15 protein-coding genes and 1 other annotated feature are annotated in these 22,844 nt (G+C 58.0%); of the genes, 3 read left to right on the top strand and 12 right to left on the bottom strand.

All coding sequences use genetic code 11. From position 1 onward, the window contains the following. Positions 1-134: 134 nt before the first annotated feature. Positions 135-2,537, top strand: a complete 2,403-nt coding sequence (locus tag RWV98_RS15415; RefSeq protein ID WP_317861863.1) for an ATP-dependent helicase — start codon at positions 135-137, stop codon at positions 2,535-2,537. Positions 2,538-2,730: 193 nt separating this feature from the next. Continuing rightward, a complete protein-coding gene (locus tag RWV98_RS15410) occupies positions 2,731-4,257 on the top strand; it encodes a S41 family peptidase (RefSeq protein ID WP_317861861.1) in 1,527 nt (508 codons plus the stop codon). Between the two features lie 48 nt (positions 4,258-4,305). Here RWV98_RS15410 and RWV98_RS15405 read toward each other — a convergent pair whose 3' ends face one another. The 7 genes from RWV98_RS15405 to RWV98_RS15375 all read right to left on the bottom strand — a co-directional run bounded on the left by RWV98_RS15405 (position 4,306) and on the right by RWV98_RS15375 (position 14,145). Continuing rightward, entirely contained in the window at positions 4,306-4,572 is a 267-nt protein-coding gene (locus RWV98_RS15405) for a hypothetical protein (RefSeq protein WP_280962848.1), read from the bottom strand. A 16-nt stretch (positions 4,573-4,588) separates the two neighbouring features. Further along, positions 4,589-5,587 carry a DMT family transporter gene (locus tag RWV98_RS15400; protein ID WP_317861859.1) on the bottom strand — a complete coding sequence of 333 codons (999 nt, stop codon included), beginning with the start codon at positions 5,585-5,587 and terminating at the stop codon, positions 4,589-4,591. A 129-nt stretch (positions 5,588-5,716) separates the two neighbouring features. Beyond that, positions 5,717-7,474: a cobalamin-dependent protein gene (locus RWV98_RS15395; RefSeq protein ID WP_317861857.1), complete on the bottom strand. Its 1,758-nt coding sequence runs from the start codon at positions 7,472-7,474 to the stop codon at positions 5,717-5,719. 197 nt (positions 7,475-7,671) lie between these two features. After that, positions 7,672-8,928, bottom strand: a complete 1,257-nt coding sequence (locus tag RWV98_RS15390) for a Glu/Leu/Phe/Val family dehydrogenase (RefSeq protein ID WP_317861855.1) — start codon at positions 8,926-8,928, stop codon at positions 7,672-7,674. Positions 8,929-9,102: 174 nt separating this feature from the next. Further along, positions 9,103-11,079, bottom strand: coding sequence for a hydantoinase/oxoprolinase family protein (locus tag RWV98_RS15385; RefSeq protein WP_317861853.1), 1,977 nt, complete (start codon positions 11,077-11,079; stop codon positions 9,103-9,105). A gap of 83 nt (positions 11,080-11,162) precedes the next feature. Continuing rightward, the gene (locus RWV98_RS15380; protein WP_317861851.1) at positions 11,163-12,182 is read right to left on the bottom strand and encodes an ROK family protein; all 1,020 of its coding nucleotides are present in this window, start codon (positions 12,180-12,182) and stop codon (positions 11,163-11,165) included. 466 nt (positions 12,183-12,648) lie between these two features. Next, complete coding sequence (locus RWV98_RS15375) at positions 12,649-14,145, bottom strand: aldehyde dehydrogenase family protein (protein WP_280962854.1); 1,497 nt, start codon at positions 14,143-14,145, stop codon at positions 12,649-12,651. A gap of 388 nt (positions 14,146-14,533) precedes the next feature. Between RWV98_RS15375 and RWV98_RS15370 the strand changes: the two genes are divergently transcribed. Next, positions 14,534-15,808: an aspartate aminotransferase family protein gene (locus tag RWV98_RS15370; protein WP_317861849.1), complete on the top strand. Its 1,275-nt coding sequence runs from the start codon at positions 14,534-14,536 to the stop codon at positions 15,806-15,808. A gap of 270 nt (positions 15,809-16,078) precedes the next feature. Here RWV98_RS15370 and RWV98_RS15365 read toward each other — a convergent pair whose 3' ends face one another. From RWV98_RS15365 to RWV98_RS15345, 5 genes are all read right to left on the bottom strand, one after another. After that, positions 16,079-17,983, bottom strand: a complete 1,905-nt coding sequence (locus RWV98_RS15365; protein WP_317861847.1) for a YgiQ family radical SAM protein — start codon at positions 17,981-17,983, stop codon at positions 16,079-16,081. A gap of 62 nt (positions 17,984-18,045) precedes the next feature. Beyond that, entirely contained in the window at positions 18,046-18,291 is a 246-nt protein-coding gene (locus RWV98_RS15360) for an IreB family regulatory phosphoprotein (RefSeq protein WP_280962857.1), read from the bottom strand. Positions 18,292-18,366: 75 nt separating this feature from the next. Beyond that, positions 18,367-20,775 (bottom strand): phenylalanine--tRNA ligase subunit beta, encoded by a 2,409-nt coding sequence (pheT, locus tag RWV98_RS15355; RefSeq protein WP_317861845.1) that lies wholly within the window; start codon positions 20,773-20,775, stop codon positions 18,367-18,369. Between the two features lie 209 nt (positions 20,776-20,984). Next, a complete protein-coding gene (pheS, locus tag RWV98_RS15350; protein ID WP_280962859.1) occupies positions 20,985-22,004 on the bottom strand; it encodes a phenylalanine--tRNA ligase subunit alpha in 1,020 nt (339 codons plus the stop codon). Positions 22,005-22,065: 61 nt separating this feature from the next. After that, positions 22,066-22,303, bottom strand: a binding site (T-box leader). Between the two features lie 71 nt (positions 22,304-22,374). Then, entirely contained in the window at positions 22,375-22,836 is a 462-nt protein-coding gene (locus RWV98_RS15345; protein WP_317861843.1) for a hypothetical protein, read from the bottom strand. Between the last annotated feature and the right edge of the window lie 8 nt (positions 22,837-22,844).

The raw sequence follows: 22,844 nt of genomic DNA, 5'->3' as shown, positions 1-22,844 counted from the left end.
TATCAATATTTGCATGTGGATATACAAATTATACCCCTTCTGCGCGGCCTGTCAAGGAGAACAAGTGTTTGTTTTGTAGGCTGAGATATGATATAATCATATTATCTTCTACTTAAACGAGGTAAGCTGAGAAAATGGAACCGACGAAATTCGATATGAAGTACGCCTCCATCCGCCGCGCGGTGATCGAGGCCCGCTTTGAACATTTAAACGAAAAGCAGCGCGAGGCGGTATACGCGACCGAGGGGCCGCTGCTCATCCTCGCGGGCGCGGGCAGCGGTAAAACCACCGTGCTGATCCAGCGCATCATCAACATGCTGCGCTTTGGGCGCGGATACGACGCCCAGCAGGCGCAGCCCGGCGCGACCGAGCAAGACCTGCTGTTTTTGACCGAATACCTGACCGACCCCAAGCCGGAAAACCGCGCGCGCGCCGAAGCGCTGTGCGCGATAGACCCCGCGAAGCCGTGGGAGATCATCGCGATTACCTTTACGAACAAGGCCGCGCGCGAGCTCAAGGAACGGCTGACCGGCGCGGTGGGCGAGGAGGACGCTTCCGCCATTTGGGCGTATACGTTCCACACCGCCTGCCTGCGCATTCTGCGCCGCAACGTCGATCTGCTGGGCTTTGAACAGCCGTTCACGATCTACGACGAGGATGAGAAAAAGCGCGTGATTATCGCGGCGCTGCGCCGCCTGAACATGGACGAGAAAATATACGACCCGCGCGCGGTGATGGGCATGATTTCCCGCGCCAAGGACCGCTTGATGACGCCGAGGCAGTTCATGACCGACGCGCACGGCGACCACTACCGCGAAAAAGTGGCCGATGTGTACAAGCTTTACGAAAAAGAAATGAAAAAGGCCTGCGCGCTGGATTTTGACGATATTATCATGAAAACCGTGCTGATGCTGCAAAACTATCCGGACGTGCTCGAATACTACCAGCGCAAGTTCCGCTATGTGCTGGTGGACGAATATCAGGATACCAACTACGCGCAGTACGTGCTGACCAGCCTGCTCGCGGGCGGGTACCAGAATATTTGCGTCGTCGGCGACGACGACCAGTCCATCTACAAATTCCGGGGCGCGACCATTACAAATATTCTGGAATTTGAAAAGCAGTACCAGAACGCGCGCACCATCCGGCTGGAACAAAACTACCGCTCAACCGGCAACATTCTTTCCGCGGCGAACGAGCTGATCCGCAACAACGCCCAGCGCAAGGGCAAGGAGCTTTGGACCGACCAGACCGGCGGCGCCAAGCTGCGTGTGCACCGCTCGGACAGCCAAGAGGGCGAGGCCGGCTATATCGCGGACACCATCCTAGCGGGCGTGGAAGGCGGGCGGCGGTTCAGCGATTACGCGATCCTGTACCGCAACAACGTTCTTTCGGATAATATTGCCGCCGCGTTCATTCGTAATGGCATCCCCTACCGGGTATATAAGGGGCGCGACTTCTTCTCACGCGCGGAAATTCGGGATATGTTCGCCTATCTGTGGGTTGTGGAGAACCCGGCGGACACGCTGCGCCTGAAGCGCATCATCAACGTGCCCGCCCGCAAAATCGGCGACCGCTCGGTCGAGCTGGCCGAGCAGGCGGCGGAGGAAAACGGCCTGCCGCTGTTTGAAGTGGTGAAAAACGCTTCCGCGTACCCTACGCTTTCGCGCGCCGCTTCCGCGATGGAGCGCTTTGGCAAAATGATAGAGGATCTGCGCCAGCAGCGCGAGTTTTTGGGGCTTTCCGAGTGGTACGCCGAAGTGCTCAACCGCACGGGCTACGCCGAGGCGCTGGAAAACAAGGACGATATGGAATCCAAAAGCCGTTTGGAGCATATCGAGGAGCTGAAGAGCTATCTGCTTACTTATGAAGAAAAGAACGAAGATCCGACGCTTGCCGGCTTTTTGGAGGAAATGGCCCTTTACACCGACGCGGACAAGACCGGCGACGAAGAGGACGCGGTCACGATGATGACCATGCACTCGGCCAAGGGGCTGGAGTTCCCGGTGGTGTTCCTCGCGGGTCTGGAGGACGGGCTGTTCCCCGGCTTCCGCGCCATGGAAAAAGACGAGGACATGGAGGAGGAGCGCCGCCTGTGCTATGTGGCGGTGACGCGCGCGCGGGAAGAGCTGTACATGACCTGCGCCGAGCGCCGCTTGCTGTACGGCCGCACGCAGTACGCGCACCCCTCGCGCTTTTTACAGGAGATTCCCGAGGAGCTGACGGACAGCAACGTGAACCAGCGCGCCTTTGACCCGCCGGTGCAGCCCGCCGCGCAGACCGCGCGCGAAGGCATCGTGCACGCGCGCAGCGCGTCGGTCGCGCCCGCTCCCGCCGCAAGGCCGGGGCGCGCCGCGGCCCAGCCCGCGCCGGATTTTGCCGTCGGCGGGCGGGTACGGCACCGCGCCTTTGGCGACGGCCTGATCGTTTCCGCCAAGCCGATGGGCGGCGATTGCTTATTGGAGATCGCGTTTGACCAGAAGGGCACCAAGCGCCTGATGGCGAAGAGCGCGGCGCAGTTCATGGAGAAGCTATAAAAAGAGGAAAGCGCGTTTCGAAATGTTATTGGACTTGTCGTTCTAAGGAATATAGTGACGAAGGATGACAAATAAATGAAAATTCCTTAACAAAAAAGGCAATGGGTGCGCCCATTGCCTTTTTTGTGTCCGGTGCGGTTGTAACCGCACGGCGGGTCTGCTATACTGATAGAAAGAAAGAGAGGGGATCGGTATGGTTCAACAACTGGCCGCGCTGCTCGCGGCGCTTTCACTGGGGGCGGGCGCGTCTGTTCCGCTATCGGGCAACGCCGCGACGTTCGCGGCGCTTTTGGAGGAGACCAACGCGGCGCACGCCAAAATCGACGCGCCCCGCGCCGATCTCGACCGTTACCGATACGATTTCCAAAGCGATAAGCCGCTTTTCACACTGGAGGACGGCAAGCGTATCCGCGCCTTTGACCAGAACAATCTGGATCTGCACGATCCGCTGCCGGCGGACGAGGCGCGGGACGAGGTGGGCTGGGTGATGCGTCTGCTGCGTTCGCAATACGGCCTGTACACATGGTCGGGTGGGGACGCGGCGTTTGATAAGGCTGAAAAAGAAATACTGGCCGCGCTGCCGGAGACCGGAACGATCGCTCTTGTCGACTATAAGGCGCTGATGATCCGGCACCTTTCCTTTATCGGCGACACACACTTTTCCTTTGACGGACACAACTTCCAGCCGGACATACAGCTGTTTGCGGATGAGAGCCGCGCCTATTACCGCAAGAACGGCGCGTTTTATACCGACGCGGCCTGTACGGACGCGGTGCGCGCGATAGACGGACAAGCGCCGGAGACGTATTTGAAACGCGCCATTGGTCAAAACGGCGAGTTGACCTATTACCTATACCGGCTCGCGCCGCGCGCGGAAGCGCTGGAAATGAAGGTGGAGACCGCGGGGGGAACGTTTACGGCAAAGCTGCACCTTGCCGTATCGCTCGATTCGCGCACAGCGCCGGAAGAAAACTACGTTTACAGCGTGCGGGGCGGCATTCCGTTTATGGAGCTGAACCGTACCGTGTTCGGTGAGGACGACCAGAGCGGCTGGTCCAACCAACACGATGAGGATGACAAGCAGGCGTTTCTCGCCTCCGCCGAAGCGATTAAGGAATACCCGGCGGCGGTGCTCGATTTATCGCACAACCCCGGCGGCAACGGCGACCTGCCGCCTGAATGGTTCTACCGGTACACCGGCGAGCAAGCGCGGCCGAATTACTGCACGCTGCGCATCCGCGCGAGCGATACATGGCTTCGATCCTGCTACGGCGCGGAAAACGAGGAGCAGTGCGCGGAGATCCGCGCACAGACGGACGCTTACCATGCGGCGGGCGGCCTGCGCGTGGACGGCGACTACTATGTCGGCGCGCCCGAGCCGCAGTTTTTGGAGCAGCCGGACCGCGTGCTGTTTGTGTTGACCGCGCGCCACACAGCCTCCGCGGCCGAAGCGTTTACCGACCTGATGCACAACCTGCAAAACGTGGTGACGATCGGCGCGAATACCGGCGGCGTGCTGACAAACGGCGCGAATTACGGTATTTCGCTGCCCTATTCCGGTCTGTTTTTCCAGTTCGGCGAGTGCCTGTTTTACTGGGATCCCGCCTATTTTCAAGAGGGCGCGGGTATGACGCCGGACGTGTACCTGACGGGAGACCGGCTGAATGAACGGCTCGAGCTCTTTTTGACCCGGTACGCGGGCATGCAAAGCAAAAAATAGAAAAGCTGAAGCGCGGCACAGAAAGCATTTCTTCTGTGCCGCGCTTTTTTAGTGTATGTATTTGAGTCGCGTTTTGCCGTATTCGGTGACCTGATAGTGGATCAGCAGTTCCCCTTGGGGATCAAATTCAAGCTGGGCGGCCTTTAAAAAGCCAATGCCGAGGAAGGAATCGACGTAATCGTTCACTGTTTTAAGGGTGAAAAGCTTTTCGCCGCCGTATTCATCCGCGAGATCGTGGTATACGTCGGACACTGTGAACGGGTTGCCGAGCAGAATGGCGTATTGCAGAATACGCGTTTTCAGCGGTAATTTCATCAGTCTTTCTCCTTCCTTACGACACGTCGCGCAGGTTGACCAGCTCGGACGGCTTGCAGATGATGAGGATCAGGCCGAGCACAACGATCACCGCGCCGGCCACGCCTAACGCATTGACCGAATAAGCCGCGACGCCAAGGGCCGCAAACAGGTAGCCGAAGGGGATGCTCCAGATCGGACGCGAGGAATCGACCGCGAGCGTGCGGGAGGGGCCGGCCTTGTTAAACGCGGTGTACGCACAGTTGTAGTTGATCGCGCCGAGCAGCCCAGTGATGACGACGAATAAAAGCAGAATGGGCGTGGTGAACACCATGCGCAGAATGCCGGTAAAGGCGGCCAGATTGCCGGTGGCGGCGGACAGGATGGTCATGGCGATCAGGCCGATCACGCCCGAGCCAAAGCAGCGGTAAAAGCCGCAGCCGACATTCGGATCGATCATATCGCCCGCGTAGGTGGAGAACTGCCCTTCAAGCGTAAAGCCGATGGGCGCCATCAGGGCGAGGATAAAGCCTAAAATAAAGTTGCTGCCGCCTTCGGAAAAGCCTGTCCAGCCCGAAACGATCACGCCCACGACCGTGATGCCGATGCCGAGATATACGCGCGCGCTGATATTTTCCTTAAGAAAGAACTTGCCGATGATCGCCGTGAGAATCGGCCCCAGACTGGTGACGACCGCGACCGTGGTGAGTCCGCAAAAGGGCGTGGCGGCCATCCAGCAGCCGGTGGCGAGCGGGCCCGCGAACGCGGCCGAGGCCAGCATCATCCACGATACCTTAAGGGAGATGGTGCGCTTATACTCGGTAAGACCTTTTCCGCGGGACGTGTTGTAGAGAAAGGTGAAAACACCGGCAAACAAGTCGCAAAGGCCAATCAGCGTGATGGAACAGAGTATGGAAACGATCACCTTGTCGGACAGGGTGGGGATGATGGTCGAGGTGACCGAGTTGTTAAAAATGTTTTGCAGGATCGCGGTGATGGGCATCAAGATCGCGATCTTCATCCCGCTTGTCGCCATCCGGATCTTCTTTTGTGTATATGCTTGTTCGGGCGTCATTTGGGATGCCTGTTTGCATACTTCTTCCTGTGTCGGTTGAGACACTGTCATGGTGGTTTCCCCTTTCTATGATACTGCTGAGGACAGGGATCAATGCTCTAAAATGAAGCTGACCTGCTCGCAGAAATCGTTGGTGCCGCAAACGCCGGTGTCGCGCACCAGATCCTGCACATCGACCGGCAGCTCGTTCCCGGGCAGCAGCGCGTTGAGCATGCCGCCCATCAGGATACGGTACTTTTTGCCGCGCTCCTTTGCAAGCGCGGTGATCGACTGCGCGTAGGACAAGCATTGGCCGCAGTGCGAGCTGACGCAGATGATATCGGTGCCTTCCTCATCCGCCAGATCGAGCACGGCGGCGGGCTCCATATCGACGCCGCCGTTGACCGGCTCGGCGTGTATTTCGCGGTATACCTCGGTGATGAGCATTAGACCGTAGCTGTGGCCGTCGGCCGATACGCAGACGATCTTTTGGCCGTTTAAACGAATGCCCTTTTCCTTTAGCTCGGCGACGATCTCGTCCTTCATCTCCATGGTCTGCTGGCCGAGCTGGCTCGGGAAGTAGGGATGGAACGAACCGGTCTCCTCGATACTGGGGTGGAAGCTCTGTTCAAATTTAGTCGGGCTAAAGCGCTTGAGCATCATGATCATTTGCAGCGGATCCTCGGTGTCGACGCCTGCCTCGCGGAAGGCGTTCATCACATTTTCGTAAAATTTGACGCCCTTTTCGATCATCTTATCGCACATTTGCTCGATGGGGGTGAAATCCATCAGCGGCAGCCATTCCTTTGCCTTATATTCGGCGCGCATACCGGCCGCGGCGATGTCGAGCAGTTCGTCGAGCGAGGGGTGGCGCAGCCGCTCGGTGACGGCGGTAGGACTGATGATGACCGGCAGGTTATATTTTAGGTTAAACAGCGTTTGGATGAGCGCCTCTTGCACGCCGGTACCGAAGTTGGCGTTGACGTCGTGGTCGAGCTGATCGACCGTGCCGCCGTTGTAGTAGACGACGCCCGGATGATCGGGGGTGGAAAACAGCTTGTGCATGGCAAGGGCGAACGCCATGCGGGGCTGCACCTCGGTCAGCAGACCGCCGTAGCTGACGGAAAACAGGGTGCCGCACAGCTCGGTGGCGATGTAGTGCTCGACCATCATATAGCCGACCCAAGAGACAACGTCCAGAAAGTAGCCGGGGATGCCGTCCTCCGGGTAGGTGACAACGTCGATATCCAGATCCTTTTTGGTGGACAGGATGCCGAGCGAGCGGACCATGTCGGAAAAGCGGTTCACTTCCTCGTGGTAGCCGGTGTACTCCCAGATTAGCGTGGAAAAACAGCCCAAACGGTCGGTGCCCGCTTCCAGCGCGTTGATGGTCGTTTGCAGGGACGCGGGACAAGCCAAATGAAAATCCTGCCACGCGACCTGAATGGGCGCGGCGTCGGTATGCGCTTTCCAGTCGGCGGGATCAAACATTTCGTAGCTGGTCTGCTTCGGGAACGTGTCCCAGTATTCATGGGGCAGGCCGACGATCTGCGACGGGATGGACTGAATGCCCGAGATTTCCATGCCCTCATCCGCATTTCGCTGGTTGAAAGCGTCAATCGCGCGGATCGCGTTCAATTCGTCTTCCAACGTGGCGAGACCGATCAGCAGCTGCCAAGTCTGCTTGCCCTCCGCCAGACGCTTCTTGCGGTATTCCAGATAAGTTTTACAGCCGTGCTTTTGCAGGAAGGGGGTGCGGGGGACGTTGATGGTGGGGCCCATTTCCCTGCCTTCCTTGAGCAGCTCGCGGCCGTCGGGAAAGTTTTCCGGGATCAGACTTTTGATATATTCACGCAGCTGTTCGTCCATATTGGCACTCCTCCTTATATCTATGTGGATGGTGAGGTTTATGAAAGTGTTATTTTTAATATAAAAATAATAGAGGGAAAGCAGCCCGCCGTCAATCGACAAAAGCAATAGGATTCCGTATGTAATTTCGTAAGAATGAACGAAATTTCAAGCAATGGCGATGGACGGCGGGCAGAAAACGCAAAAACAAGTATTTTTTAGAAAACGCCGCGGCCCTGACGAGCCTCCACGACGCGCTTGACCGAGATCAGGTAAGCGCCGGTGCGCAGCGTGGTATCGCGCTGCTCGGCGATCTCCCACACGGCTTCAAACGCGGTATCCATAATGTTTTTCAGTTCGCTGTTTACGCGTTCTTCGCTCCAGCACAGCTCCTGAATATTCTGCACCCACTCGAAGTAGGAAACGACCACGCCGCCGGCGTTGGCAAGAATATCGGGGACCAGCTTGATGCCGCGCGCTTGCAGGATATCATCGGCTTCCAGCGTGGTCGGGCCGTTGGCGGCTTCGACAACATACTTGGCCTTGATGCGCTCGGCGTTCTCGCCGTTGATCTGGTTTTCGAGCGCGGCGGGAACCAGTACGGTGGTGTCCAGCTCCAGCAGCTCGGCATTGGAGATATGGTTGATGCCGGGCGCGTCGAAATCCTTTAAAAGGTTTTTGCCGCCGGACAGGTAAGCGAGGATACCGGGGATATCCAGACCGTTCGGATCGTACACGCCGCCCGAAACATCGGAAACGGCAATGATCTTCATGCCCTGACGGTGCAGCAGCTTCGCGGTGATGGAGCCCACGTTGCCCATGCCCTGCACGACCACGCTGGTGCCTTCAATCGGGCGGTTTTCCTTTTTCAGCAGGTTGTTGATCGTGAACATGACGCCGCGGCCGGTCGCTTCGTTTCGGCCCAGAATACCGCCAAGGCCGATCGGCTTGCCGGTGACCACGCCCAGCACGCTGTGCCCCTTGAGCATCGAATAAGTATCCATCATCCACGCCATGACGTGCGCGTTGCTGCCCACATCGGGCGCCGGGATATCCTGCTCTGGCCCGATCAGCGGGGCGATGGCCGCCGTGTATTTGCTGGTGAGGGCGTGCAGCTCGCGTTCGCTCATGCCCGACGGGTCGCAGATGATGCCGCCCTTGCCGCCGCCGTAGGGGATGTTGACAACGGCGCATTTGAACGTCATCCAAGCGGCGAGAGCCTTGACCTCGTCATGGTTGACGCCGGGATGGAAGCGCACGCCGCCCTTGGCCGGTCCGCGCGCGGTGGAGTGCTGTACGCGGAAGCCCTCAAATACCTTGAGCGAGCCGTCGTCCATCACAACGGGCATGGATACCTGAAGCTCGCGCTCCGGATATTTCAGGATGGCGTACTCTTTTTCTTTGTAGCCGAGCATCGAAGCGGCATGGTCGACGACTTTGAGTACATTGTCGTAGGGGTTGTATTGCTGTTTCATTGCGTTTCTTCCTTTCTGCATTTAGAAAATGGCGGTGTTTGGTTCGGTCGCGCATGCGGGCGGTGCGAGTAAATTTACGACTTATTTCAAACGTTGTATATATTATATTTTACAATGACTTTTTTAAAAGTCAATACTTAAATTAAATATTTATTTAAGTATTAAAATAGAAGTCTACGAGTGAACGTTATTTCGCGCGGTCAGGTGGGAAACGGCGGTGATGATCACGCGGCGTTCGACAAAACGCGTTTGTCCGGTATAGCGGTCGGCGACCTCCACGTCCTCGACGCGGTCGGTCAGATCAAAGAAGGCGCCGGGCAGGTAAGCGGCGGCTTGCTCCGCGCCCAGCCGGCGCGCGCAATCAGTGGCCTGATCCAGCGTGGGCTCGCTGAGACGCTTCTGGGAGCCGAACACGGTATAGGTTTTGGTGATAGGGTCGGGCCGGATCAATATTTCGACCTGCTCGGTGGCCTGCCCTACCGCGGCGCCCACGGCGTTCGCGACCTCCGCGTAGGGCGGCACGATGACGCGGGTGCCCAGCGTTTCGGCCAGCGTGCCGACCCACGCCCCGGTGGGCGCGCCGATGGCGACGACCGGCTTTTTCAAATAATAGTGGCCGCCAAGCACGGGGCTTTGGTCGTTCAGGAAAATCCGGTTGACGAAATAATCCGCCGCTTCGCTGGAGCTGGCGTCAAAATCCTGCCGGTCAAAGTATAAGCCGCTCTGGATGCAGGCGCAGCCCAGCAAGCGGTGGATGGTGGCGCGCACCCGCTCGGCGCATTCGCCAAAGCGGATGGAAAGCTGATCGGCCATGATTTGCAGGACGAGCCGCGCGGCTTCGGCGTCCCACTCGACATACGCGCCGGTGGCGTGCAGAACATCGGTGGGCGAAAGGGCGATGCGGGAAACGTAGCCCGCCGCGAGCAGACGCTCCAGCGCGGAGATAAGGCTCGGCACCCCGATCTGCTTTTGCAGCACATAGAGCGTGTGGGGCGACCGGTCGAGCGTGCGCACGATCTGGCATTCCAACTCGCTCAGCTCATTCTCTTCCGCGTAGCGCGCAAGCATGAAGGCTTCGATCTCATTGCGCCAAAAGTTCAGATAGGGCCGGTCCTCTTGCCCATAGATGTCTTGCAGCTCCCGTAGCAGATCGGGGAACCATGTGGCGGCGACACAGTATGGAATGACCTTTTGCGGCCCGACCGACACGCGGCGTTCACTGTCTAAATACACGCGGCTGTCGCCGCCAAGGCCGATGGTATAGACCTCGGCTGCGCGAATCTGGGTAAACCAGCCGCCGACCTTGGCGCCGTCGTTATTCATAAGCATGCGGCCTTCTTCCACATTGGCAAGATCGGTTGTCGTGCCGCCCATGTCCAGAACAATGGGGTTCGTTTCGCCGGATAGGAACACGCCGCCGATGATACTGGCCGCGGGACCGGAAAGGATGGTCTCGATGGGCTTATCCCGCGCGCATTCGGCGGTCATGAGCGTACCGTCGCCCCGGACGATCATAAGCGGCGCTTCAATCTGGTGGCCAAGCATGACCTGCCGGACCGAATCGATCAGCTCGCAAAGCAGGGGGATGAGGCGGGCGTTCAGCGTGGCGGTTACCGTACGGTCGTAAAAGCCGAGCGAGCCGGTCAGATCGTGCGCGCAGACAACGGGAACGCCAAGCCTTTGCTGGATGCGCTGCTTGACATAGATCTCATGCTCCGGATTGCGCACACTGGCGTAGCCGGAGACCGCCAGCGCGTCGACCTCGCCGCGAAAGCTCTCGATCGCCTCGTCCACCTCGTTTGGATCGATGTTTTCACGCATGCGGCCCCGAATATCCGGTTTGCCCCGGATAACGCGGTAGCGGGACGAAGGCATTTTGCCCTCCGGCCTGCCGCCGATTAAAATGAGGCCTTCCTTGCAGCCGCGCCCCTCGACGATGGCGTTGGTCGCCAGCGTGGTGGACAGGCAGACGAGGGATACGCCCTCCAGCTGGTCCGGGCGGAAGGCGTGGATGCAGTTATTGATGCACAAACGCAGGTTGCGGTGCGTGGTGAGCGTTTTGGTCTTACACAGTATTTCACGGGTACCGGCTGCGACGATAACGCCGTCGGTATAGGTGCCGCCGGTATCGATGCCCAATATCTTACGCATATGAAACCTCCTATAAATTTTGTATTATTTTAAATAGCAAAATAAATGCATAAAACCGCTGCCGGTTTTGTGGATTGCTCCGCTCATATCAGCGTGGGGAAGAGCACATGGTCGAGCGTGAGGCGGACCAACCCTTCAGCGTAGTTATCAAAGATATTGTTATCGATGCGCAGCTCGGGCACGTTGTGGGCGGGAATGAACTGGCGGCAATAGCCGCAAATATCCGGCAGGTCGGTTTCCGCCAGCGCTTCGCCCATGATAACGATGCGGGGCGGGTTGATCGTGCACACGACCGTGGTTACGATCTGCGCGGCAAAGCGGCAGAACGCCCCGCGCTCGCGCGGCAGAGCGGCCTGATCGGCCGAGGAAAAGCCGAAGGCGCGGGCGATATAGCTCACTTCGCCGGAAAACATCGTCCAGCCCTTGTGCAGGCGGCCCCCAATGATGAAGCCGCCGCCGACAAAGGAGTTTTCCTGCGTGGGAAAATACAGGGCTGCAAAATCGTCCTGTGGGCAATCGAGCTCCTGATAGAGGCAATAGGTGATGATATTCATATCGTTTTCCACGACGACGGCAACGTTGTGCTTGGCGCGGATGCGCGATGCGAAGTCCACGCCCTCCAAAGCGGCGATGTCGCATTGGGTGATGCAGCCGGACTGCGCGTGGCCGGGGATACCGAGGCCGACCGTGCGGATGAGCGGGTCCTGCACGATACAGGTGGTGACCAGCGCTTCGAGCAGCTCGGCGCTGACGGAGGCGATCGGCTGGCTTTCCCGCTGGATGATTCGGCCGAGCGCGTCGGCGATGATGTATTCCACGGCGTCCGTACCGTTTTTCATGGTGGTGCAGATGGCGAGGGTATGCAGGTGATCGGGGTTATAGGCAAATATATCGGCTGGGCGGCCGATGCTGACGCCGGTCTGGTCGATCTTGGCGATCTCGCCGCTGATCAGCATTTCGTTCAAGGCGGTGCTGGTGGTCGCCATGCTCAGTTCGGTCTCGCGCGCGATCTCTGTTTTGGTGCAGGTCTCGTGGCGCTGGATCGCGCTGCGGATGCGCTCTAAATTACGCTCACGGATGTCGATAGCGGTGTTGATAGTCATGGGTTAACCTCCCGAACCGCGCGTCTCGGCACGGCAATATATTTTGTAATTTATTTTAAGTATTTTTTATTTATATTTTATCCTAAAAGCACCTTTTTGTAAAGCGAAATGAACAGTTTCGCGGTGACAAAATGTGTTTGTAAATTTTATAAAAAATAAGCCTTGCTATTTATTGATATATAATATAAACTATTAGAATAAGTACAAAAACAAATCTGCGCCATGAGGCGTTGACGGGGAAGGGAGGTGCTGCGATAGCGGAAAGGAACGCTGAAAACGCTGTGCCGCTGCGGCGTTATTGGAAAAACGCATGAAGCGGCCGCACAAAATCATGATATAACTGCATCGAACAACAAAGAAGCTGTCGCATAAGCGACGGCTTTTTTGTGTTGGGTGAAGCGCGGGAGGGGAAGCCGCAAAAAGGGCACGCCGCAAAAACGCGGCGTGCCCTTTTTCATACAGGTGCTTACATATCCTTCATCTGCTGCGCGACCTGCGCGCGGAAGTTGGAAAGGAAATCGCCCATGCCGTCGGCATGCTCGTACAGGCGCTCCTTGGGGGAAACGTCGCAGAAGCCGTAGGTCTTTAGGCGTGTGAACTCAGCGCAGGAGTAGCCCGCGCCCTCGTTGCCGATGCCGGTGCCCTTGCAGCCGCCGAACGGCTGGTCGTTATGGCGCAGCGCGCTGGAACCGTTGACCCATACCGCCGAGGATTCCACGTGCTCGGTGTAGTAGAAGGACTTCTTCAGGTCCTTGGTGATCACGCAGGCGGACAGGCCGTACTGGCTCTGGTTGGCGATCGCGACGGCTTCTTCGTCGGTCTCAAAGGTGATGATCGGAACGACGGGGCCGAATACCTCCATATCGCACGCGATATCCATGTCCTTGGTCACGTTGTCCAGAATGGTCACGTCCATTTCGGGGCCGTTGCGCTTGCCGCCGTAAAGGAGCTTCGCGCCCTGATCGATGGTGTGCTGAATTTGCTTCTCGACGCGCTCGGCCGCCTTGGTGGAGACCAGACGGGTCAGCTGCGCCTCGGGATCGGTCGCGTGGCCGCGCTTGAGGGTGGAAACAAAGTTCACTAGGCACTTGACGAACACATCGTGCGCCTTCTTATGTACGATAGTGCGCTTGGGGGAGGCGCAGACCTGCCCGTTGTTTTCGTTGATGCGGCCCCAGCACAGGCACTCGATCGCCTTGGCGATCAGTTCGGGATCGTTCGCGGCTTCCTCGGTGATGATGAGGGGATCGTTGCCGCCCAGTTCCAGAATGACCTTCTTGATGGTGGGCGCGGCGTCGTGCATCATCTCGGCGCCGGCCTCGGTGCTGCCGGTCATGGCGATGCAGGCGACCTTTTTGTTGGTCAGCAGGTTTTCGGTGCAGTCCTCGCGGCTGCCGGTGACGAATTGCAGCACGTCCTGCGGCACGCCGGCTTCGATCGCCAGATCGATCAGCTTCTTGACGCAGCAGGGGGCCGTGGTGGATGCCTTGACGATCATGGTGTTGCCCATCAGAAGCGCCGGAACGACCTTTTGCAGGGTCAGCTCGACCGGGTAGTTGAAGGGGATGACCGCCGCGACGACGCCCAGCGCCTCGTGACGGACCATGACCACGTGATCCTCGTAGCCCTCGGAGCTGTCGCACAGCACCTCGCCGTACATGTGCTTGCCCACTTCGATGTTGGCGCGGCCGATCTCGGCGGCGTAGGTGGTCTCCGCGCGGGACTGAAGGATGGGCTTGCCCATTTCGCAGGACATGTAGTTTGCGATCTCCTCGCGGTTCTGGTCGATCAGGTCGCAGAACTTGTAAAGGATCTGGCCGCGCTCGAACAGCGGCACCTTTTCCCAGCGGGGCTGCGCCGCGTAAGCGACGTCTACCATTTCCGCGATCTCCTTGCCGTCGTAGTGCGGGACGCTGCCCACTACCTTGCCGGTCGATTCATCGATGATTTCCATCATGCGCATGATTTTGTTCCTCCTATTTTGACGATGTTGTATGGTGGAGCGACGTTTGACCGCCGCTTTTTATTAGCTTTAATTTAACATATAAAATATATGGTGTCAACACTTTTTTTAATAATTAAAAAATATAATGAAAAAGTGAGAGCCTTGTCGAATGACAAATGCAATGTTTTGAATAGGATGGAAAACAGCAGAAAACCCGGTAAATTAAATTAACCATTAAAATAAGTGTTGACAGAATGGAGATTGGGTGTTATAAATAAAACATGACATATATCAACGGTTGAAATAATTAAGGAACCGCTGATACACATGCTCAAATACAAACGATAAAAAGGAGTGGACTGTATGAGCCGCATACAGGAAATTTACCGCGAGGCCGAGCAGATCTTTGTGGCGGGCGCCTCGGCGGGACAGCGCTATAACGCAGTGCTGGAAGCAGCCGCTATACATCGATCACGCGGATGGCAGCCATGTTTGGGACGCGGACGGCAAGGAGTACATCGATTACCACACCTGCGCCGGCGCGGGCCTTTATGGACACAACCACCCGCGCATCCGCGAGGCCATCGGCCGCGCGATGGACAAGGGCTTTTTCATGAACTTTGATACCGCGTACCATGTGGAATTGGGCAAGCTTCTGCGCGAGGTGTTCCCGAGTTGCGAGCGCGTCCGGTTGGCCAACACGGGCTCAGAGGCGACGCAGGCGGCAATCCGTGTTTCGCGCAGCTTTACCGGCCGCGACAAGGTGCTGAAATTTGAAGGCCATTTCCACGGCATGCATGAGAACATTTGGTTCAACCACAACGGCGTGGGCAAGGCGGACGAGTACGGCGAGGTCGAGACCGCGGCGGATTCCGAAGGCTTCCCGCAGAACGCGAAGGACAGCGTCGTGAACGTGGTGTTCAACAATATCGACGCGCTGGAGCACGCGGTACAGAAGTACAAGGGCGAAATCGCCTGCGTTATTTTAGAGCCCATCAGCTTCAACTGCGGCTGCTATGAGGCGCGCAAGCAGTACTTAGAGCAGGTGCGCGAGCTTTGCACCCGCGAGAAGATCATTCTTATTTTTGACGAGGTTGTCTGCGGTCTGCGCATGCGTCCGGGTTCCGCGCAAAAATATTACGGCGTTACGCCGGATATGACCACCATGGCCAAGGCCATTGGCGGCGGCCTGCCGATCGCGGCGTTCGGCGGCCGTGCGGATATTATGAACTGCCTCAACCCCATCGGCAAGACAACGGTGAGCGGCACCTACACAGGCTCCTACATGCCGGTTATCGCGGCGATCGAGTGCATCAAGATGGCGATGGAGCCCGGCTTTTACGATCAGATCGAGAAGATCGGCAACAAGCTGTACCGCGGTATCGACGATCTGTTTGCCAAGCATGGCAAGAAGGGCCACTGCCGCGGCGTGGGCGCGCGCTTTGCCATTTACTTCGGCGTGGAAAACACCGAGGACGACTTTGATTTCCGCAAGGTCGCGGCCGAGCTGGATCGGTCCATGTATAAAAAGTTCGTTACCGAATGCCTGCCGCGCGGCCTGTGGTTCCACGATACGGCGGGCCCGGTATCCCCGGCGCACTATGGCATCACCATTGCACACACCGAGAAGGACATCGACGAAACGCTCACGCGGATGGATGATATTTTTAAGACCTTTTAAAAGATAGGAAATCCACCGGATACTTGCTTCTCATTTTTCTATCGCTCTTCAGATTCTCTCTCAAAATCTTATGTAATGTTCGTATACGCGGCCGTGGCTGCGTTCGGCGTTCGGCTTGCCGCCGTTTCTGAGCATGGGCGGCGGCAAACCGAACGCGGCAAGTTAATCCCTGTCGATCCTTCTATTTCAGCACTCTGTCAGGCAGAGAAAAACCGGCCCCGTCTTTCGCACTGAGCGAAAGACGGGGCCGGTTGCCTTTGATCAAGCCGATTATTTCTTGCCCTTGGACTTGGCCCAGCCTTTACGGCGGGCGGGAGCGGGCTTCTTCCCGGCATAAGCGGGCGTTGCAGTCTTTTTGGGGGCGGGCGGTCTTGTGCCCGGCGCGGGGCGGATCAGGCATTCCTTGCCAAAACCGATCAGATCCTCGCGGCCCGCCTTTTTCAGGGCGGCGAGCACGATGGGACGCTTTTCCGGCTTGCGCCACTGCAAAAGCGCGCGCTGCATCGCTTTCTCTTCCGCCGTTTTGGCGACATAGACCGGCTTCATTGTGCGCGGGTCAAGCTCCGCGTAATACATCGCGGTGGACAGCGTGCCCGGTGTGGGATAAAAATCCTGCACCTGTTCCGGCATATAGCCGACGCGGTTCAAATAGCAGGCGAGCTCTACCGCGTCCCGCAGGGTAGCGCCCGGGTGCGAACTCATCAGATAGGGCACAAGGTACTGCTTGCGGCCCAGCTTTTGGTTGATGCGGGCATACCGTTCTCGAAAGGATTCATATACGGAAAATGATGGTTTGCCCATATAATACAGAACGTTATCACTCATGTGCTCGGGCGCGACCTTGAGCTGGCCCGAAATGTGGTGCTCCACCAGCTCGCGGAAAAAGGCGTCGTTATGGTCGGCCATCATGTAATCATACCGCAGGCCGGAACGCACAAATACCTTTTTGACGCCTTCAACCTGCCGCAGTTCGCGCAGCAAATTCAGGTAATCCGAATGATCGGCCTGCAGGCTTTTACAGGCAGAGGGGAACAGGCAGCGCTTGTCCTTGCAAAGCCCATGCGCCTGCTGCTTATGGCAGGCGGGGAAACGGAAGTTGGCGGTCGGTCCGCCGACATCGTGGATATAACCCTTAAAGCCGGGGCTGGCGGCGATCTGTTCGGCTTCCGCGATCACGCTTTCGTGGCTGCGGGCCGAGATGAACCGGCCTTGATGAAACGCGAGCGCGCAGAAGTTACACGCGCCAAAGCAGCCGCGATTATGGATGATGGAAAACTGCACCTCTTGGATGGCGGGCACGCCGCCCGCCGCGTCATAGGAGGGGTGATAGGCCCGCTGATAGGGCAGGGCGTATACCTCGTCCATTTCGGCGGTGGTAAGCGGCTTGGCGGGCGGGTTCTGCACCAAAAGGTGCTTGCCATGGCGCTGCAGCAGCGCTTTACCGGTGACAAAATCCTGTTCGTCATACTGCATTTTGACCGAGCGGGCATAATCCGCCTTGCTTTCGCAAACGTCCTCCAACGAGGGACATTGGACGGCGGGAAACGGCAGGTTTTCCGCCGTATGGGTCAGGTAGGCCGTGCCGCGCACGCCGAAAAGCGCTTCCGCGCCCTTCTTGCCGTGCTTTAGGTTGTTGGCCAGTTCGCGTACCGAGCGCTCGCTCATGCCGTACATCAGCCCGTCCGCGCCGGAGGAAACAAGGACCGAGGGCATCACGCGGTCCGCCCAATAGTCGTAATGGGCGAAACGGCGCAGGCTGGCTTCGATCCCGCCGAGGTAGACCGGCGTTTCGGGGAAGGCGCGGCGGGCCAGCATGGCGTATACGGTGGCCGCGCGGTCGGGTCTGGCGCCCGCTTTGCCGCCGGGCGTATAGGCATCGTCTGAACGGCGTTTTTTGGCGGCTGTGTAGTGGGCGACCATGGAATCGATATTGCCGCCGTTGACCAGCACCGCGTAGCGCGGGCGGCCGATCGCGAGAAAGTCCTTTTCGCTGCGGAAATCGGGCTGGGACAGGATCGCGACCTTATACCCCTCCGCTTCGAGAACACGCGAGATGATCGCGGTGCCGAAGGAGGGGTGATCGATATAAGCGTCGCCGGTAACGAGCAGAAAATCGCAGTAATACCAGCCGCGCGCGGTCATATCCTCTTTGGAAATGGGGAGAAAATCGTTCATTTTACACCTTTGCAAAAAAATAACCGTTTCCCGATTGAAGGAAACGGTTATTTATTGTTTCATCAGTTATCGAGATAGTACTGCACCAGTTCCTGCATCAACTCGTCGCGGTCGATCTTGCAGATCAGGCTGCGGGCGTTGTTGTGGTTGGTGATGTAGGTGGGATCCTCGGAGAGGAGGTAACCGACGATTTGGTTGATCGGGTTATAGCCCTTCTCCTTGAGCGCATCGTATACCGCGGTGAGCGTGCGCTTCATTTCTTTATTGTTCTCATCTACAAGGCTGAATTTTCTCGTACCGTCAAGCATGTCTGTCTCCTTTCCGGGTCGTTCCTTCGTTTCGTCTACCTATAGGATAATACAAAACGAGGAAAAAGTAAAGTCTTATCCGCGAAGCTTCGCGCCAAAATCTTTTTCCAGCGCGGCGATGGCGTCGCGCATGGCCTTGTCGCATTCCTCGTCGGTCAGGGTGCGGTCGGGCGCGCGCAGGCTCATCGAGTAGGCGAGGGACTTTTTCCCTTCCGGAATGTTTTCGCCCTTGTATACGTCGAACAGGCTGACGCTCTCCAGAATAGAGCCGGCGGCTTGCTCGATCGCCTTTTGCAGGGAAGCCGCGGGTACCGCGTCGTCCACGATGACGGCAATGTCGCGGGTGGAAGCCGGGAACTTGGGCAGCGCGTGATAAAGACGCGTCGGGTCCATGGCGGCGAAGAGCACGTCCATGTGCAGCTCGGCGGCAAGCACCTCGCCGGACAGACCGTAGGTTTTGCACACGGTGGGGTGCACGGTGCCGAATACGCCGAGGAGCTGATCGCCCGCCATGACGCGCGCGCAGCGGCCCGGATGGTACGACGGGTTTCCGGATTCGGTCTCAAAGGACAGGCCCTTGATGTTCAGTTCGTGCGCAACCGCTTCGATCACACCCTTGAACTGGAAGAACGAACGGCTGCCGTACGAGCCGAGGGCGAGGATCTTTTCCTCGCGCGGGAGGATGGTCTGATCGGCCTTGCCGTCCCTTACGGTGGGCGTGTAGATGGTGCCCAGTTCAAACAGGGACGCCGACGGGTTGCGGTGCGCGTGGTTATGGGCCAGCGAATCCAGCATGGAGGGCAGGATGGTCGTGCGCATGATGCTGAAATCCTCGCCGAGCGGGTTCAGGATCGTAGTGGACACGCGGCGCGGATCGTTTTCCGGCCAGCCGATCATGTCATAGAACTTGGGGGAGATGAACGAATGGCTCATCGATTCGTCAAACCCGGCTTCGCGGCAGATGAGCGAGACCTCGCGCTCGGCCTGCTGCTTGGGGGTGTATTCGCCCTGCACCATTTCGCCCGCGTAGAGCGTGGTGGGGATCTGGTCGTAGCCGTACATGCGCGCGACCTCTTCGGCCAGATCGCACATGCGGAGAATATCGGTGCGGAAGGAGGGGACGACAACCTCGCCGCCCTCGACCGTGAAGTCCAGCTTTTCCAGCAGGCGCTTTTGCTCGTCCGCAGGGATCGCAAGACCGAGCAGCGCGTTCATCTTGTCCGGCTCGAACGGCAGGCGCTTCGGCGCGGGATCGGAGCTGTCCACATCAATCACGCCGTTTACGACCTCGCCGGCGTGGAGCTCTTCCACCAGCTCGCAAGCGCGGTCGACGGCGGACAGCGTCATGCGGGGGTCAAGCCCCTTTTCAAAGCGGCCGGAGGCCTCGGTGCGCATGCCGAGCGCCTTGGCGGTGACGCGCACGGTCGCGCCGTGGAAGCAGGCGGATTCAAAGACGACGGTCTTTGTATCGTCCTCGATCTCGGAGTTGGCGCCGCCCATAACGCCCGCGACGGCGACCGGCTTATCATGATCGCAGATGGCGAGCATTTTATCGGTCAGATCGTGATCGACGCCGTCCAGCGTTTGGATGGATTCGCCGTTCTGCGCGCGGCGCACGACGATCTTGCCGTCCGACAGGCAGGCGTAGTCGAACGCGTGCATGGGCTGGCCGTATTCCAGCATAACGTAGTTCGTAATATCGACGATGTTGTTGATCGGGCGCACGCCGGCGGCGTGCAGGCGCTCGCGAATCCACGCGGGGCTGGGCTCGATCTTGATGTTTTTGACAAGACGCGCGGTGTAGCGCGGGCACAGGTCAGGATCGCGCACTTCGACGGACATATAGTGGCCGATATCGTCGCCCACGCCCTTCACCTCTGGCGTTTTGACGCTGAACGGACGGTCGAACGTAGCGGCGGCCTCGCGCGCCAGACCGATCACGGACAGGCAGTCCGGCCGGTTGGAGGTGATCTCGAAATCGGCCACATAGTCGTCCAGACCGACCACTTTACGGATATCCTCGCCCACGGGGGTGCCATCGGGCAGGAACAGAATGCCGTTTTCGCAGGCGTAGGGCACGCAGCCGTGAGTCAGCCCCAGCTCTTGGAACGAGCACATCATGCCGTTCGAGGGCACGCCGCGCAGCTTGCCCTTCGTGATCTTGACGCCGCCGGGCAGCGCCGATTTGTGCAGCGCGACCGGGCAGATCTCGCCCACGGAGGCTTCCGTTACGTTGGGCGCGCCGGTGACGATCTGGACGGGTTCGCCCTGTCCAACGTCAAGCTGACAAATTTTAAGATGGTCGGAATCCGGGTGATCGGTAACGGAGAGCACCTTGCCGGTGACAACGTTTTCAATCTCCTCGCCAAGGTAGACGACCTCTTCGACCTTGGAACCGGACATGGTCATTTTGGCGTCGAACTCCTTGGGGGTGACGCCGGAAATATCAGTATAATCAGAAAGCCAAGAAAGCGGCAGTTTCATTTGAAGAACCCCTTTTTAATTTGTAATTAGGAATTAGGAATTAGTAATGGAAGGAATCGCGCGCAGCGCGATGATTTCAGAACAGTTAGTAGCGGCACCGCACGGAGCGCGTCATCTTATGACCGCCTTTGGCGGTGTCCACAATTACTAACTACTCATTACTAATTACTCATTCGTTGCAGGGCTGCACTACCGGGCAGCCGTTCGGCTCAGAACTGGTGCAGGAACCGTACGTCGTTCTCATAGAACAGACGGATATCGTCGATCTTGAAGCGGCCCATGACCATGCGCTCTAAACCGATGCCGAAGGCGTAGCCGGAGTATTCCTCGGGATCGATGCCGCTCATTTCCAGCACCTTGGGGTGCACCATGCCGCAGCCGAGGATCTCGATCCAGCCCTCGCCCTTGCAGAGGGGGCAGCCCTCGCCGTGGCAGCGGTAGCACTGGATATCCATCTCTGCGGAAGGCTCGGTGAAGGGGAAGTGGTGCGGGCGGAAACGGACGACGGTATCGTCGCCGTAAAGCTTTTTGGCGAACAGCTCTAAAATGCCCTTGAGGTCGGACATGCGGATGCCCTTATCGACCACAAGGCCCTCGATCTGGTGGAACAGGGGGGAATGGGTGGCGTCCACCGCGTCCGAGCGGTAAACGCGGCCGGGCGCGATGATGCGGATCGGCGGCTTTTTCTTTTCCATGGTGCGCACCTGCATGGGCGAGGTCTGCGTGCGCAGCACGACGTTGTCCGAAATGTAGAAGGTATCCTGCGTGTCGCGCGCGGGGTGGTCCTTCGGGATGTTGAGCGCTTCAAAGTTATAATGATCCAGCTCGACCTCCGGCCCTTCTGCGATCGAGAAGCCAAGACCGAGGAAGATCTCCTTAAATTCATCCAGCACGATGTTCAGCGGGTGCTTTTTACCGATGATGACCGGCTCGCCGGGCAGGGTCACGTCGATCGTTTCGTTTTTTAGCTTGTGGGACAGCGCGGCCTGTTCAATCATGTCCTTCTGCTTTTCGATGATGGTCTCGATCTCGGCGCGCACGTCGTTGATGAGCTGGCCGACGACCGGGCGCTCCTCCGCGGCAACGTCCTTCATGCCCTTGAGCAGGGCGGTTAGTTCGCCTTTTTTGCCCAGAAACTTAACGCGGGCGGCGTCCAGCGCGCGGGGATCTGCCGCCTTTGCAAGCTCGTCCTTGGCGCTCTGCAAAATACCTTGCAGCTTTTCCTTCATGGTGATTTCTCCTTCGTGAAAGTTTGTTCCGGGATGAAAAAAACGCCTTTCGTCCCGTAAAAATAGGGACGAAAGGCGCAGCATACGCATTCCGTGGTACCACCCTGATTCCCGGCATGGCCGGGCCCTCATTGAACGCCGATAACGGGGCGTCAAATCGCCTGCGCCTACTGAAAATGGTTCAGCGCCGGTGCTCGCAGGGGAACTTCGCGTCAAATCTCTTTCGGCGGTTCACAGCCAAAGGCCGCCTTCTCTGAAAAGAGGGGAAAGACGCTACTTTCCCTGTTCATCGCAGTTTTCCTATATAACATTTCTATTAAAGCACACTTTACGGCGCTTTGCAAGGGGGAAAATACAAAATTTCCGCCCGTCAGCCGAAAAGCGGGAGGGAAACCGGGTTCGATGTATCAAAGTCCCAGTTGGTCATGTCGACGATGAGGGCGCGGTCGAGGTCTGCGGGAGAGACCGCTTCAAAATATACAAAGGAGATGCCGTGCCGTTCGGGAAAGGCGCCGCCATTTTTATCCGGCAAGCCCTCAAGGTAGATATCCCGGTGGGGATCTTCGTTTTCGAGAAAGCAGACCAGCGTTTCCGCCTGCGGGTAATAGACGGCGCGGTGCAGGGTAACGCCGTCCACCACTACTTTGCCATTGCGTAGTTCTTGCCGCGTCAATTTTTCACCGCCAAGCTGCTGTTCAAGCTGATCCATATGGACGGTGCGGATCTCGGCGTGCACGGCCCGATAGACCCCGACGGTGTGCCAGATGATAACGGCCAGCACTGCAATGACCAGAACGGCGAAAAGAAGAAGAACGCGCTTTAAGTGTTTCATTTGGGCTC

The sequence above is a fragment of the Agathobaculum sp. NTUH-O15-33 genome (genome assembly GCF_033193315.1).
In the GTDB taxonomy this organism is placed as follows: Bacteria; Bacillota; Clostridia; order Oscillospirales; family Butyricicoccaceae; genus Agathobaculum; species Agathobaculum faecihominis_A.
The sequence above is the reverse complement of the archived record's forward strand: the minus strand, read 5'-3'. Positions and strand labels throughout refer to the sequence as shown.